Origin of the sequence: Bradyrhizobium sp. (assembly GCF_022844465.1) — a bacterium.
Taxonomy (GTDB): Bacteria; Pseudomonadota; Alphaproteobacteria; order Rhizobiales; family Xanthobacteraceae; genus Bradyrhizobium.
In genome coordinates this window covers 221,534-236,668 of the sequence record NZ_JALHLP010000001.1, presented here as the reverse complement: position 1 = coordinate 236,668, position 15,135 = coordinate 221,534, and the positions used below count along the sequence as shown (strand labels likewise).

Annotated in this window: 11 protein-coding genes and 1 tRNA gene; 8 read left to right on the top strand and 4 right to left on the bottom strand. The window is 64.0% G+C overall.

Going from position 1 to position 15,135, the window contains the following annotated elements:
• The first annotated feature begins 10 nt into the window (after positions 1-10).
• Complete coding sequence (locus Q0D31_RS01170; protein WP_291842465.1) at positions 11-892, top strand: sterol desaturase family protein; 882 nt, start codon at positions 11-13, stop codon at positions 890-892.
• Entirely contained in the window at positions 889-1,530 is a 642-nt protein-coding gene (locus Q0D31_RS01165) for a class I SAM-dependent methyltransferase (RefSeq protein ID WP_291842461.1), read from the top strand. Before Q0D31_RS01170 ends, Q0D31_RS01165 begins: the two co-directional genes overlap by 4 nt.
• A gap of 132 nt (positions 1,531-1,662) precedes the next feature.
• Here Q0D31_RS01165 and glnA read toward each other — a convergent pair whose 3' ends face one another.
• Together glnA and Q0D31_RS01155 are read right to left on the bottom strand one after the other, a co-directional pair.
• Complete coding sequence (glnA, locus tag Q0D31_RS01160) at positions 1,663-3,072, bottom strand: type I glutamate--ammonia ligase (RefSeq protein ID WP_291842456.1); 1,410 nt, start codon at positions 3,070-3,072, stop codon at positions 1,663-1,665.
• 166 nt (positions 3,073-3,238) lie between these two features.
• Complete coding sequence (locus tag Q0D31_RS01155; RefSeq protein WP_291842454.1) at positions 3,239-3,577, bottom strand: P-II family nitrogen regulator; 339 nt, start codon at positions 3,575-3,577, stop codon at positions 3,239-3,241.
• 374 nt (positions 3,578-3,951) lie between these two features.
• On the opposite strand from Q0D31_RS01155, the gene Q0D31_RS01150 reads away from it, so the two are divergent.
• Positions 3,952-5,451, top strand: a complete 1,500-nt coding sequence (locus Q0D31_RS01150; RefSeq protein ID WP_291842452.1) for an NAD(P)H-hydrate dehydratase — start codon at positions 3,952-3,954, stop codon at positions 5,449-5,451.
• 9 nt (positions 5,452-5,460) lie between these two features.
• On the opposite strand, the gene Q0D31_RS01145 is transcribed toward Q0D31_RS01150, so the two are convergent.
• Entirely contained in the window at positions 5,461-6,546 is a 1,086-nt protein-coding gene (locus Q0D31_RS01145) for an enolase C-terminal domain-like protein (protein ID WP_291842450.1), read from the bottom strand.
• 10 nt (positions 6,547-6,556) lie between these two features.
• Complete coding sequence (locus tag Q0D31_RS01140) at positions 6,557-7,867, bottom strand: multicopper oxidase domain-containing protein (protein ID WP_291842447.1); 1,311 nt, start codon at positions 7,865-7,867, stop codon at positions 6,557-6,559.
• Between the two features lie 189 nt (positions 7,868-8,056).
• On the opposite strand from Q0D31_RS01140, the gene Q0D31_RS01135 reads away from it, so the two are divergent.
• From Q0D31_RS01135 to lon, 5 genes are all read left to right on the top strand, one after another.
• Positions 8,057-8,141, top strand: a tRNA-Leu gene (locus Q0D31_RS01135).
• Between the two features lie 155 nt (positions 8,142-8,296).
• The gene (gene tig, locus Q0D31_RS01130) at positions 8,297-9,655 is read left to right on the top strand and encodes a trigger factor (protein ID WP_291846628.1); all 1,359 of its coding nucleotides are present in this window, start codon (positions 8,297-8,299) and stop codon (positions 9,653-9,655) included.
• Between the two features lie 355 nt (positions 9,656-10,010).
• Positions 10,011-10,646, top strand: coding sequence for an ATP-dependent Clp protease proteolytic subunit (locus Q0D31_RS01125; RefSeq protein ID WP_291842445.1), 636 nt, complete (start codon positions 10,011-10,013; stop codon positions 10,644-10,646).
• 414 nt (positions 10,647-11,060) lie between these two features.
• On the top strand, positions 11,061-12,335 hold the full coding sequence (clpX, locus tag Q0D31_RS01120) for an ATP-dependent Clp protease ATP-binding subunit ClpX (protein ID WP_291842443.1): 1,275 nt from the start codon (positions 11,061-11,063) through the stop codon (positions 12,333-12,335).
• A 312-nt stretch (positions 12,336-12,647) separates the two neighbouring features.
• A complete protein-coding gene (gene lon, locus Q0D31_RS01115) occupies positions 12,648-15,074 on the top strand; it encodes an endopeptidase La (RefSeq protein WP_291842440.1) in 2,427 nt (808 codons plus the stop codon).
• Positions 15,075-15,135: the final 61 nt, after the last annotated feature.

The following is a 15,135-nucleotide window of genomic DNA, read 5'->3' as shown; positions in this document are numbered from 1 at the left end:
GTTCCGCCCCATGATGCAGTTCACATCGATCCTCGATGAATTTCGCCAAATCTGGCCATATGTTCTTGCCGGCGACCTTGCCCGCTATCTGATCGGCGCCGGCTCTGTCTTCCTTCTCATCTGGGTGCTCTTCCGGTCGCGATTGGCAGCCAGGAAGATCCGGGGAAGTACCCCACCGGTCGGTCAAATCTGGCGGGAGATCGGTCATTCGCTCGTGACGGTTTGCATCTTCGCGACTGTGGGGACAACGATCGGGATCGGGTCGATGCATGGCGTATTACAGGTCTACACCGACGTTTCCTTCTATGGCTGGCCCTATCTCGTTGGAAGCGTCGTTGCCATGATCGTGGTGCAGGATGCCTATTTCTACTGGGTGCATCGGCTCATGCACCGCGTGCCGGTGCTGTGGAGGGTGCATGCCACTCACCATCGCTCACACAATCCAACTCCGTGGACGGCTTACGCGTTCGATCCGGGCGAAGCCCTGATCCACGCGCTATTCATGCCGATGTTCGTCGCAGTCGTCCCGATGCATGTCGGCGGTCTCTTCGCATTTACTGCACATATGATGCTGCGCAACGCCATCGGTCATTGCGGTTACGAGCTGTTTCCGAAGGGCTGGGCAGATCGTCCGATACTGGGTCTCGTGACCATGGTCACCCACCATGACATGCACCACGAACATGCGCCCCGGAATTTCGGGCTGTACTTTATGTGGTGGGATCGATTGATGGGGACCGAGCATCCGGAATACCGGGCGCGTACCAAATTGATGACACCGGGTAATGGGATGCCTGATAGCCTCAAAGGCACCTACGCGTCACAAGTCGGAGCAGAAAGCCGAGCCGGGGAATCGCTGGCGGGCTGGAGAGCGAATGAGGGACGACGATGAATTTCTATGAGCGCTGGATATTGCCGCCCATTCTCGACTTGGTCATGCGACAGAAGCATCTCACGAAATATCGCCGCGCGGTGATCGCCGCCGCCCGCGGGCGCGTACTCGAAATCGGCGTCGGCTCGGGATTGAATTTGCCGCTGTATGGCAAAGAGGTGGAGTTGGTCTACGGGATCGATCCTTCGCCCAGACTGCTGGCAATCGCGCGTCGGCGTGCCGCAGCATCGGCGGCGCCCGTTGACCTCCTTCTGGGCTCTGCGACCGCGATCCCGCTTGCGGACGACACCATCGATACCGTGGTGATGACGTGGACGCTGTGTTCGATCCCGGATCCGTTGGCTGCGTTGCGCGAGATGCGGAGGGTACTCAAGCCCGATGGCACTCTCTGCTTTGTCGAGCACGGACTTTCGCCCGAGCCGGGCATCGAACGCTGGCAGCATCGGATCACCCCGGCTTGGCGCCGCATGGCGGGGGGCTGCCATCTGGATCGGAAGATAGATGAACTTATCCGTCTAGCCGGCTTCGAACTTACGAGCCTGCATGTGGAGTACGCGCCAGGACCTCGCGCGATGTCCTACATGTATGAAGGATGCGCGTGCCGCAGTCATTCGAAATACATCGCGTCGCCGGCGTAGCAGCCTTCGCCGCCAGCCATCAGGAATCGGACGATATTGGCGTCGGTGCAGCATGCAAAAGGCGTCGCTGCAACGACAAAGGCACTCCCGTGAGGGAGCGCCTTTGCATCGTCCCAGCGGTGCTGTTCGCCGTTACAGCGAATAGTACATGTCGAATTCGACTGGGTGCGGGGTCATCTCGAAGCGCTCGACCTCGGTCATCTTCAGCTCGATATAGCTGTCGATGAAATCGTCGTCGAACACGCCGCCGTTCTTGAGGAAGCCGCGGTCCTTGTCGAGGTTTTCCAGCGCCTCGCGCAGGCTGCCGCAAACCGTCGGGATCTGCTTCAGCTCTTCCTTCGGCAGATCGTAGAGGTCCTTGTCCATCGCCGGACCGGGATCGGTCTTGTTCTTGATGCCGTCGAGGCCGGCCATCAGCATCGCGGCGAAGGCGAGATAGGGATTGGCCATCGGGTCGGGGAAGCGGACTTCGACGCGCTTGGCCTTCGGGTTGGCGGTGTAGGGAATGCGGCACGAGGCCGAGCGGTTGCGCGCGGAGTAGGCCAGCAGCACGGGGGCTTCATAACCGGGGACCAGGCGCTTGTAGGAGTTGGTCGACGGGTTGGTGAAGGCGTTGATCGCCTTGGCGTGCTTGATGATGCCGCCGATGTAATGCAGGCAGGTTTCCGAGAGGTCGGCGTACTTGTTGCCGGCGAACACCGGCTTGCCGCCCTTCCAGATCGACTGGTGGCAGTGCATGCCCGAACCATTGTCGCCGTAGATCGGCTTCGGCATGAAGGTGGCGGTCTTGCCGTAGATGTGCGCGACCTGGTGGATGCAGTACTTGTAGATCTGCATCTGGTCGGCCATCAGCGTCAGCGTGTCGAACTTCATGCCGAGTTCGTGCTGGGCGGAAGCGACTTCGTGGTGGTGCTTCTCGACCTTGACGCCCATCTTGGCCATCGCGCCCAGCATTTCCGAGCGCATGTCCTGCACCGAGTCCTGCGGGGGGACCGGGAAGTAGCCGCCCTTGGTGCGGATGCGGTGACCGAGATTGCCGCCCTCATATTCGGTGTCGGAATTGGTCGGCAATTCCGAGGAGTCGAGCTTGAAGCCCGTGTTGTAGGGAGTGGAGGAGAAGCGGACGTCGTCGAAGACGAAGAACTCGGCTTCGGGCCCGAAATAAATGGTATCGCCGACGCCCATCGACTTGACCATCGCCTCGGCCTTCTTGGCCATGCCGCGCGGGTCGCGGTTGTAGGGCTCGCCGGTGGTCGGCTCGAGCACGTCGCAGGTGATGACCATGGTGGTCTCGGCAAAGAACGGATCGATCGTTGCGGTGACCGGGTCGGGCATCAGGCACATGTCGGATTCGTTGATCGCCTTCCAGCCGGCGATCGAGGAGCCGTCGAACATCGTGCCCTCGGCAAAGATTTCCTCGTCGATCATGCCGATGTCGAAAGTCACGTGCTGCCACTTGCCGCGCGGATCGGTAAAGCGGAGATCGACGTATTTGACGTCGTTGTCCTTGATCGATTTCAGGACGTCTTTGGCGGTCTTCATGAATACCCCTTTTTGGTACGCTCGTTTTTCAGGACGCAAAGCGACAACATTCAAAGCGACGACGAAATTTCGCAAACGATCCGGTGAGCCATCGCGAACGAAATTAAGACCGCCGAAACAGCCCCTTTTCCTGCTTCTAGGTCGCAAAATTCGGATAGCACCCGGCTTAGATAGCGTCCAGCCCGGATTCTCCGGTCCTGATCCGGATCGCTTCCTCGATGTTGGAGACGAAGATCTTGCCGTCGCCGATGCGTCCGGTCTGGGCGGCGCGCCGGATCGCGTCGACCGCCTTCTCGACCAGGTCGTCCCCGATCACGATCTCGATTTTGACCTTGGGCAGAAAGTCGACGATGTATTCCGCACCGCGATAGAGTTCGGCGTGGCCCTTCTGGCGGCCGAAGCCTTTGGCTTCGGTAACGGTGATGCCTTGCAACCCCACTTCCTGAAGCGCCTCCTTCACCTCGTCGAGCTTGAACGGCTTGATGATGGCTTCGATTTTCTTCACTGAGCGCCTCCCGGGCATTTACAAATTGCAACGTGCAGACAGGTGTCGATCTCGCGCGAGGCGTCGTCTGGTTCGATCTTGCCACCGGCAACCGGCTGGCGCCGGTCAGGCTCACAATCGCGAGCTGCGACCTTGAGTCCGTTTACCTAACGGCTTCCTCAAAAGCAGGGTCTATGCCAAGTTATTAAAGCGTCTGATTTCAGAATGTTATCAGGGTTTTATCAGGCAGATAGAGCAAGCCGATGGTGAAGCGCCATGATAACCAAGCCTGCAAAATAGGCAATCGGATCAATTGGTGAGCACACCAGGCGCGGCTAAACCGTCCGTGCGCAGGATTCTGCCTTCCGAAGAGGCGATGGGATTGAGGGTTGGGCATGGAAGTTTTGACGACCACCGAGATGGAGCGTGCGGACCGGTTGACGATTGCCGCCGGCACGCCCGGCTTCGCCCTGATGATGAGCGCGGGACAGGCCGTGGCCGAGGCCGCGATGGACCTCGTCGGGGAGGGGCCGATCGTGGTGGTCGCGGGCGGCGGCAACAATGGCGGTGACGGCTTCGTGGCGGCCGCCGAACTTGCCGCGCGCGACCGCGACGTCTCGGTCATTCTGCTCTGCGACCGCGACAGCCTGCAGGGCGACGCGGCGCTGGCCGCGCGCGGCTGGAAATATCCGGTGCTGCCGTTCAATCCGCAGGCGATCGGCAAGCCGGCGCTGATCATCGACGCCCTGTTCGGCGCCGGACTCGATCGGTCGGTGACGGGCGAGCCGCTCGCGATGATCGAGGCGATCAACGCCAACGGCGCCCCCGTGCTCTCGGTCGATCTGCCGAGCGGAATCAACGGCACATCCGGCGCGGTGATGGGCGCGGCGATCAACGCCGTGGAGACCGTCACCTTCTTCCGTCGCAAACCGGCGCATCTGCTGATGCCGGGGCGCAAGCATTGCGGCCGCGTCCGCGTCGCCGACATCGGCATCGATCCGCGCGTGCTCGACGAAATCCGCCCGCAGACATCGGAGAACATTCCGCAAAGCTGGCGGACCTCGTTCCCGGTGCCCGAAATCGACGGTCACAAATACGCCCGCGGCCATGCCGTCGTGCTTTCAGGAGAACTGGCGTCGACGGGCGCGGCGCGGCTGGCGGCGCGGGCTGCGCTGCGGGCAGGGGCCGGGTTGGTGACGCTCGCCTCGCCCCGCGATGCGCTGGCCGTCAATGCGACGGCGCTGACCGCGGTCATGGTCCGCGCCGTCGACACCCCGGTCGAATTCGCCGGGATGCTGGACGACCGGCGGCTCAACGCTGTGGTGATCGGGCCGGGCGCCGGCGTCGGCGCGCGGACGCGCGACCTCGTTCATGCCGCCTTGTCGGCGCGACGCGGCCTTGTGCTGGACGCCGACGCGCTGACGAGTTTCGCCGAAGCGCCCGAACGGTTGTTTGAATCGATCAAGACCAGCGCCGACCCGCAGGTGGTGCTGACCCCGCATGAGGGCGAGTTTCCGCGCCTGTTCAGCGATATCAGCAACAAGCACCCCGGCCGCTCGAAACTCGAGCGGGTGCGCGCCGCCGCCGAACGCTGCGGCGCGATCGTGCTGTTGAAGGGGCCGGATACGGTGGTTGCCGCGCCGGACGGACGCGCGATGATCGCGGCCAACGCACCGCCCTGGCTTGCGACCGCCGGCGCCGGCGACGTACTGGCGGGAATGATCGCGGCGATGCTGGCGCAAGCCGTGCCGGCGTTCGAGGCGGCCTGCATCGGCGTCTGGATGCACGGCGAAGCCGCCCGCGAGGCCGGCCCCGGCCTGATCGCGGAGGATTTGACCGAAGTGCTGCCGGCGGTGTTCCGCCGCCTCTATGACGCGTTCGGGATCGAGTATTGAGAGCGCAGCTTATGACACCAGATATTTCGCCACCGCCGCCTCGTTCCATTCCAGCCCAAGGCCCGGACCTCGCGCGGTGAGCGCGCCATCGACGATCTCGGCGGGATGCGCGAGGATGGCGCGGGCGAGGTCGAGGAATTCGAGCCAGTGCGCGGTCGGCGTCACCGCCAGCGTGTGGGCGCTGGCCTCGGCGAACAGGTGGCTCGACATCGGGATGCTGGCGGCTTCGGCTTGGGCTGCGACCTGAAGCCAGCCGGTGACGCCGCCGCATTTCATCAGATCGGGCATGATGAAATCGCAGGCTCCGGCCGCGATCGCTTCGGCGAAGCCGCGCGGGAACCACCAGTTCTCGCCGGCCTGAATCGGCGTCGGCGAGGTCTCGCGCACCTTGGCGTGTCCCGACAGGTTTTCCTGCGCCACCGGTTCTTCGATCCAGTGCAGGTCATAGGGCGCGAGGCGTTCGATGCGGCGGGTGGCTTCGGCCGGATCCAGCGACTGGTTGAAGTCGATCATCAGCGCGATGTCGGGGCCGAGCAAGGCGCGCACGCCGCTGACCATGCGCTCGTCATCGGCGGCATCGCCGAGGCCGCCCTTGATCTTGATGCCGCGAAAGCCCTGCTCCAGCGAGCGGCGCAGCGACTTGTCGTCCTTTGCCGGATCGACCGCGCCGTAGCTGTCATAGGCCTTGATCGGGCGCGCCGATCCCCCGAGCAGTTCGGCCACCGGGCGACCGGCGATCAGGCCAAGCGCGTCCCAATAGGCCATGTCGAGGCCGGAGACCGCCATGCCGACCAGGCCTTGCCAGCCGAGCAGGCGGAATTTCGCGTCCATCGCCGCCATCAGATCGTAGGGCGCGACCGGCCGGCCGACCAGTTCACGCCCGATCTCCTCGATCAGGTGCACCAGCGGTTTCAAGGTCAGCGGCGCGTAGGCAAAGAGGTAGGCGCGGCCGGTAACGCCCTGGTCGGTCTCGACATCGACCAGCACCAGCGGCGCGGCGTCGATGGTCGAAAAGGCGGTCCTGACCGGCCGCGCGATCGGCGCCACCACGCCCCTGGCCTTGACGCTGCGGATGGCGGCTACGGACTTGGTCATGGTGGTCTCCTCACTCGACACTGTACCACCGGACCAGCCGCGGCGCGGCCCAGTCGGTTGCAACGGATTCGATCAGCCAGCGTCCGGCATGTTCGGCCTGGAACGCGACGCGCTGGGTCTGGCCGGGTTCGATCGCCAGCGTATCCAGCCAGAACGGCTTCCAGCCGTCGTCGAGCCGGTCCAGCAGCCGGAAATGATGGCCGTGGAGATGGAACACGGTGGCGACGGCGGCGCGGTTGGTCAGCGCCAGCAGCACCACCCGGCCCGCCCTAGCGCGGAATGCCGGCGCCGCCGTCGTGGCGAAGGCCGCCGGCGGGATCCAGCCGGCCTGGGGGGCGCCAAGGGCCAGGTCGACCCGCAAGGCGCTCTTGAGGTCGAGCCGGTCGGGAAGGCCGTTGGCGGGCAGCGGGGCGGCCGCGGGCAGCGCGGCGGCGCGGGCCGGCGGTTCGTTGGCCACGACAAGCTTGCCGACCGGACGGGCCTCCCTGCCGTCATGGAGCAGGATGGCGGCGGAACTGCCCGCCGCCGCGGTCACGTCGATGAAGGCATCGACCCGGCCACCCGGCGCCAGCACCAGCGCGCCGTTGCGGGCCGGGAAGGGCTCGGCCGGCTGGCCGTCCATGGCCATCACCCGAACGTCGAAGTCGGCCACTTTTATCGCGATGACAGTCCGTTGGCCGCCATTGATGAAGCGAAGCCTGACCCGTTCATTGGTGCGCGCTGAAATCTCGAACGTCGTCCGGCCGTTGACCGTCATGGTCGGGGTCGCGCTTCCGGGATCGCCGCCCGGCGCGAGCGCAGTGCCGTCGGCGCGGACCCGCCAGTCCTCGACCAGCAGCACCTCGTCGCGGTCCACCGCCGCCGGCCCGGTTTCCGCAACCACCAGCGCCCGCGCCCGGCACGGCCGGGCCTGGCCATCCCCGACCAGGCCGAGCTCGCCCAGGAAGGTTCCGGCATGACGCAGCGGCAGCTCCACGGCCTGCCTGCCGCCGGGGGCCAGCGGCGCGCGGGCGGCCAGCGGTTCGGCGGTGGGGATGCCGTCAATGCCCCGCCAGTTGAGGACCGCGGGCACCAGCAGTGCGTTCTCGAACGCGATCTCGACGGTGTCGCCGCGCTTGAAGCGCAGCTCCGGCCCCTGCAGCGACCAGATCGGCGACAGCGGGGCGCCCGCCAGAAGCGCGAGGCTGTCGGTTCCGGCCTGCAGGGCGAGTCGCGGCCGGCCCTGGGCCGCGGCTCGCACGGCCCGGCTCGGGGCGATGGCGGTCGCGCCCAAACCTGCGAGCAGCACGCGTCGATCCAGCAGGGCGTTGGGGCTTGCCATCGCGCCGATGCGGACCATTTTCTGATCGGTCTGTCCAGCGCGAACCGCTCTTGCTTTTCCGGAGAACGCGCCAGCGCCGACACCTTTCCCTCGCGCCGTCGCAACGGGCCATTTTTTTGCTGCGAACGGGCGGGCGCGTGTTATAAGCCCGCCGCCCGCGGCATCGCGGCCGGGTATGGATGCTTTCGCGCGGGCGTGGCGGAACTGGTAGACGCGCTGGATTTAGGTTCCAGTGACGAAAGTTGTGGGGGTTCGAGTCCCTCCGCCCGCACCAAGCGCTTATCCGGCGTTTGCATGACGAATTTCGATGGGTCCGCCGAGGGGGGCGAGACTCAGCTGACGACCGGCGCAGGCTGCAAGGCCACGCCGTTGACCCAATTGACACTGTCGGGGCGATTTGGCCCGACGCAGCAGAAGAAGATTGACACCATGCAGGTCACCGAAACCCTCGCAGAGGGATTGAAGCACGAGTTCAAGATCAGCGTTCCCGCGTCCGATCTCGATGCCAAGGCCGACGCCAAGCTGATCGACCTCAAGGACAAGGTGAAGCTGAACGGCTTCCGCCCCGGCAAGGTGCCGGTGAGCCACCTGAAAAAGGTGTACGGCCGCTCGGTGATGGCCGAGACGATCGACCAGACCATTCGCGACACCAACTCGCAGATTTTCACCGACCGGGGTTTTCGCCTCGCGACCGAGCCGAAGATCACCATGCCGACCGAGGCCAAGGAGGTCGAGGAGCTTCTGGCCGGCAAGAGCGACCTGACCTACACGGTTGCGATCGAGGTCGTGCCGACGATCCAGCTCGCCGATTTCAAGACCTTCACGGTCGAGAAGCCGGTGGTCGAGGTCAGCGATGCCGACGTCGATGAAGCGATCAAGCGGATCGCCGACCAGAGCCGCCCCTACACGGCCAAGGCCGACGGCGCCAAGGCCGAAAGCGGCGACCGCGTCACCATCAGCTTCAAGGGCAGCATCGACGGCGTGCCGTTCGATGGCGGTGCCGGCGAGGGCATCCAGGTGGTGATCGGCGCGGCGCAGTTCATCCCCGGATTCGAGGAACAGCTGATCGGCATGGGCGCCGGCGAAACCCGCACGCTGAAGGTGTCGTTCCCGAAGAACTACGCCAATGACAAGCTGGCCGGCCAGCCGGCCGAGTTCGAAACCACGGCGACCCTGATCGAGGCCCCCGGCGAAACCACCATCGACGACGCGTTCGCCAAGACGCTGGGCCTGGAATCGCTGGACAAGCTGAAGGAAGCCGCGCGCGAGCGTCTGGTCGCCGAATTCGCCGGCGCCACGCGCCAGCGCGTCAAGCGGGCGCTGCTCGATCGTCTCGACGACAGCCACAAATTCGAGGCGCCGCCCTCGCTGATCGAGGAAGAGTTCAACCTGATGTGGAACTCGATCAAGGCCGAGATGGAATCCTCTGGGAAAACCTTCGCCGACGAGGACACCACCGAGGAGGCCGCGAAGGAAGAGTACCGCAAGATCGCCGATCGCCGCGTCCGGCTGGGCCTGGTGCTGTCGGAGATCGGCGAAAAGAACAAGATCACCGTGACCGACGACGAGGTCGGCCGCGCGGTGATCGAGCGCGCGCGCCAGATGCCGGGCCGCGAAAAGGAAGTCTGGGACTTCTATCGCAGCAACGCCAACGCGCTGGCCCAGCTTCGGGCGCCGATCTATGAGGACAAGGTGGTCGATTTCATCCTTGAGCTCGCCAATGTGACCGAGAAGAAGGTCTCTCGCGAAGACCTGCTCAAGGAGGACGAGGAGAAGAGCGCGGCCTGACGGATTTGGCGCGCTGACACTAATCGTGAACGGCGCAGGCGCCTTGGCGACCGAATCTGTCGCTATGAGATTGCCCGCGAATCAGCTTGAACTCCGCGCCTTCGGCGCGCAATGCTCCGGTCTTGTGGCCGGGAAATTGGCCCATATCTGTGGGCGGCTCGTTAACATGAGCCCTGTGCTGAAGTCCTGCATCACGGGGCGTCCGTCCGACGCGCGGCAAATCGCGACCAGCCACGGATTGGCGGTCTTGCCGACGGAGGGTCGCCCACCCGCCTGATTCTGTGCTTGAACCCTTGTCCGTCTTGAACCCGCTTCTGCCGTGAACCTTGTCCGTCTTGAACCCCTGGGGTGACTAATGCGCGATCCCGTCGAAACCTACATGAACCTCGTTCCGATGGTGGTCGAGCAGACCAACCGCGGTGAACGCGCCTACGACATTTTCTCGCGCCTGCTGAAGGAGCGCATCATCTTCATGACCGGTCCGGTCGAGGACGGCATGTCGACGCTGGTTGTCGCGCAGCTTCTGTTCCTCGAAGCCGAGAACCCGAAAAAGGAAATCTCGATGTACATCAACTCGCCCGGCGGCGTGGTGACATCGGGGCTTGCGATCTACGACACCATGCAGTTCATCCGCCCGCCGGTATCGACGCTTTGTACCGGCCAGGCGGCCTCGATGGGTTCGCTGCTGCTGGCCGCCGGCCAGAAGGACATGCGCTTCTCGCTGCCGAATTCGCGCATCATGGTGCACCAGCCCTCCGGCGGGTTCCAGGGCCAGGCCACCGACATCATGTTGCATGCCCAGGAGATCCTCAATCTTAAGAAGCGCCTGAACGAGATTTACGTGAAGCACACCGGGCAGACCTACAAGGCGATCGAGGACGCGCTGGAGCGCGACAAGTTCCTGACCGCCGACATGGCCCGCGACTTCGGGATCGTCGACAAGGTGATCGACAAGCGCCCCGAGGAAGCCGCGATGACCAAAATCCCGTAATGGGCATTGCGTTCACCTTAACGGTTGGTTGAAAACAGCCGATCTGTTGGCGCAGGGGCGCCAAGCGCCGACGGGGAGCAAGTTCCGCTTTCGTGCCGGTTGGCGGCGTGGCAATCGCGCAACGCTCGGGCGATTTCGTCCATTTCGCCCGGTGCGAGGGCCCTAAATCACGCTATTGTCACGGTGCCCCGACCGCGACCGATTAGCGAATTCTTGATAGTAGGGTGTCAGCATGGTTGGCTGTGAAGGATCGGAAACGGTCGCGGGGGATTCGAGAAAGCCGTGATTCTCACGGTGCGTGACGTGTTTAGGGTCTGTTCTGGTACGGAATTTGCTCTATTTACTTTTCAGGTCCGGCGCTTGCGCCGGAATGGGTCGATCGGGTAACGGGTCGAACGGCGGACGGAGACAGGAATGAGTAAGGTTGGCACGAGCGATTCCAAGAACACGCTGTACTGCTCGTTCTGCGGCAAGAGCCAGCATGAAGTCCGCAAGCTGATCGCGGGTCCGACCGTATTCATCTGCGACGAGTGCGTCGAACTGTGCATGGACATCATCCGCGAGGAGAACAAGTCTTCGCTGGTGAAGTCGCGCGACGGCATCCCGACGCCGAAGGAAATCTGCAAGGTGCTGGACGATTACGTGATCGGCCAGAACCACGCCAAGAAGGTGCTCTCGGTCGCCGTCCACAATCACTACAAGCGGCTCAATCACCAGACCAAGCACAATGACGTCGAACTGGCGAAGTCGAACATCCTGCTGATCGGTCCCACCGGTTCGGGCAAGACGCTGCTGGCGCAGACGCTGGCGCGCATTCTCGACGTGCCGTTCACGATGGCGGATGCGACGACGCTGACCGAGGCCGGCTATGTCGGCGAGGACGTCGAGAACATCATCCTGAAGCTGCTGCAGTCGGCCGACTACAACGTCGAGCGCGCGCAGCGCGGCATCGTCTATATCGACGAGATCGACAAGATCAGCCGCAAGTCCGACAATCCCTCGATCACCCGCGACGTGTCGGGCGAGGGCGTGCAGCAGGCGCTCCTGAAGATCATGGAAGGCACGGTCGCCTCGGTGCCGCCGCAGGGCGGCCGCAAGCATCCCCAGCAGGAGTTCCTGCAGGTCGACACCACCAACATCCTGTTCATCTGCGGCGGCGCGTTCTCGGGCCTTGAGAAGATCATCTCGGCGCGCGGTCGCTCGACCTCGATCGGCTTTGCCGCCCAGGTGCTGGCGCCGGAAGACCGCCGCACCGGCGAGATCTTCCGCCACGTCGAGCCGGAAGACCTGCTGAAATACGGCCTGATCCCGGAATTCGTCGGCCGACTGCCGGTGGTTGCCACGCTCGAGGATCTCGACGAGGCGTCGCTGAAGAAAATCCTGACCGATCCGAAGAACGCGCTGGTCAAGCAGTACCAGCGGCTGTTCGAAATGGAGAACATCGAGCTCACCTTCGCCGACGAGGCGCTGGGCGCGGTTGCCCGCAGGGCGATCGAGCGCAAGACCGGCGCGCGCGGACTGCGTTCGATCCTGGAGAGCATCCTGCTCGAAACCATGTTCGACCTGCCGGGCCTGGAAGGCGTCGAAGAGGTCGTGATCTCGCGCGAAGTGGTCGAGGGCACCGCCCGTCCGCTCTACATCTACGCGGACCGTTCGGACCGCGCCGTCGAGAGCAGCGCCAGCGCCTGACCGCGCCCGCGCGGTTAGATCCTGCCACTGGTTCACGCGGCTGCCGGATGCTCCGGCGGCCGGTGTAGCGTAGCTGTTTTTTGCGGAGGTTGCCTCGAAAACAGGGCGCTTTTCCGCGACTTGACACCCCCATGGTCGATAGCCACCTAATGCTCTCGGCGACGAATTCATGCTAGAGATTCGTCGCAAGAAGATCCGGTAGACGCGGGCTGCGAAGGCGGCCAAACGACCCGGAACCTCCCGGCACCTTGTGGCGGTTGCGCTTAAGTGCAGCGGACTGCGTGCAAGGGGGCACAACAGAAGGAATGGGCCATGACCACCCCGAAAACCCGGCCAACCATCGTTCTCGGCGAAAGCCACGCCTACCCGGTGCTGCCGCTGCGCGACATCGTCGTTTTTCCGCACATGATCGTGCCACTGTTCGTCGGTCGCGAGAAATCGATCCGCGCGCTCGAAGAGGTGATGAAGAACGACGCGCTGATCCTGCTGGCGACCCAGAAGAATGCCTCCGACGATGATCCAAGCCCGGAATCGATCTATGAGGTCGGTACGCTTGCCAGCGTCCTGCAGCTCCTGAAGCTCCCCGACGGCACCGTGAAGGTGCTGGTCGAAGGGCTGGAGCGCGCGCGCGTGCAGAAATATTCCGACCGCAGCGAATATTACGAGGCCACCGCGGTGGCGCTCGCCGACACCGACGCCACTTCGGTTGAAGCCGAAGCCCTGGCGCGCTCGGTTGTGTCCGATTTCGAAAGCTATGTGAAGCTGAACAAGAAGATCTCAGCCGAAGTGGTCGGCGTGGTCCAGTCGATCACCGATTTCGCCAAGCTCAGCGACCAGGTTGCCCAGCATCTCGCCGTCAAGATCGCCGATCGCCAGGGCATCCTGGAGACGTTGTCGGTCACGCAGCGCCTGGAGAAGGTGCTCGGCCTGATGGAGAGCGAGATCTCGGTGCTGCAGGTCGAGAAGCGCATCCGCTCGCGCGTCAAGCGGCAGATGGAGAAGACCCAGCGCGAGTATTATCTGAACGAGCAGATGAAGGCGATCCAGAAGGAGCTCGGCGACGACGAGGGTCGCGACGAGCTGGCGGACCTGGAAGAAAAGATCGCCAAGACCAAGCTTTCCAAGGAAGCGCGCGAGAAGGCGCAGCATGAATTGAAGAAACTGCGGCAGATGTCGCCGATGTCGGCGGAGGCCACCGTCGTGCGCAACTATCTCGACTGGCTGCTGTCGATTCCGTGGAACAAGAAGTCCAAGGTCAAGAAGGACCTCGTGGCCGCGCAGGCAGTGCTGGACAACGACCATTATGGGCTGGAGAAGGTCAAGGACCGCATCGTCGAGTACCTTGCGGTTCAGTCGCGCGCCAACAAGCTGACCGGACCGATCCTGTGCCTGGTCGGGCCTCCCGGCGTTGGCAAGACCTCGCTCGGCAAGTCGATCGCGAAAGCCACGGGGCGCGAATTCGTCCGCGTGTCGCTCGGCGGCGTCAGGGACGAGGCCGAGATCCGCGGTCACCGCCGCACCTATATCGGCTCGATGCCCGGCAAGATCATCCAGTCGATGCGCAAGGCCAAGAGCTCGAATCCGCTGTTCCTGCTCGACGAGATCGACAAGATGGGCGCCGATTTCCGCGGCGATCCGTCCTCGGCGCTGCTTGAGGTCCTGGACCCCGAGCAGAACGGCACCTTTGCCGACCATTATCTGGAGGTCGACTACGACCTTTCCAGCGTCATGTTCATCACGACCGCGAATACGCTCAACATTCCCGGCCCGCTGATGGACCGCATGGAGATCATCCGGATCGCCGGCTACACCGAGAACGAGAAGGTCGAGATCGCGCGCAAGCACCTGATCCCGAACGCGATCTCCAAGCATGGCCTGGATTCCAAGGAATGGTCGATCGACGACGATGCCTTGCTGCTGATGATCCGCCGCTACACCCGCGAAGCGGGCGTGCGTAACCTGGAGCGTGAGCTGTCGACACTCGCCCGCAAGGCGGTGAAGGAGCTGATGATCTCCAAGAAGAAGTCGGTCAGGGTCACCGAGAAGGCGCTGGAAGAGTTCCTCGGCGTGCCGAAGTACCGTTTCGGCGAGATCGAGAGCGAGCCGCAGGTCGGCATCGTCACCGGTCTGGCCTGGACCGATGTCGGCGGCGAGCTGCTGACCATCGAGGGCGTCATGATGCCGGGCAAGGGCAAGATGACGGTCACCGGCAATCTGCGCGACGTGATGAAGGAGTCGATCTCGGCGGCGGCGTCCTACGTCCGCTCGCGGGCGATCGTTTATGGCATCGAGCCGCCGATGTTCGACCGCCGCGACATCCACGTCCACGTGCCCGAGGGAGCGACCCCGAAGGACGGGCCGTCGGCGGGCGTGGCGATGGCGACCGCGATCATCTCGGTCATGACCGGCATTCCGGTCCGGCATGATGTCGCCATGACCGGCGAGATTACCTTGCGAGGGCGCGTGCTGCCGATCGGCGGCCTCAAGGAGAAGCTGCTGGCGGCCGCCCGCGGCGGCATCAAGACGGTGCTGATCCCCGAGGACAACGCCAAGGATCTCACGGAGATTTCCGATGCGATCAAGGGCGGCATGGAGATCATCCCGGTCGCACGGCTGGACGAGGCCGTGGCTAAAGCGCTGGTCCGCACCCCGGTGCCGATCGTCTGGGAAGAGGACACCAAGGTCGAAGTGAAGCCCGACGCGTCCGACGAAGCGGCCGGCGGACTGACCGCGCATTGAGCCTGATAATTGCGAATGACGGAACGGCGCCTGCGGGCGCCGTTTTTGTGCGTACGGAACC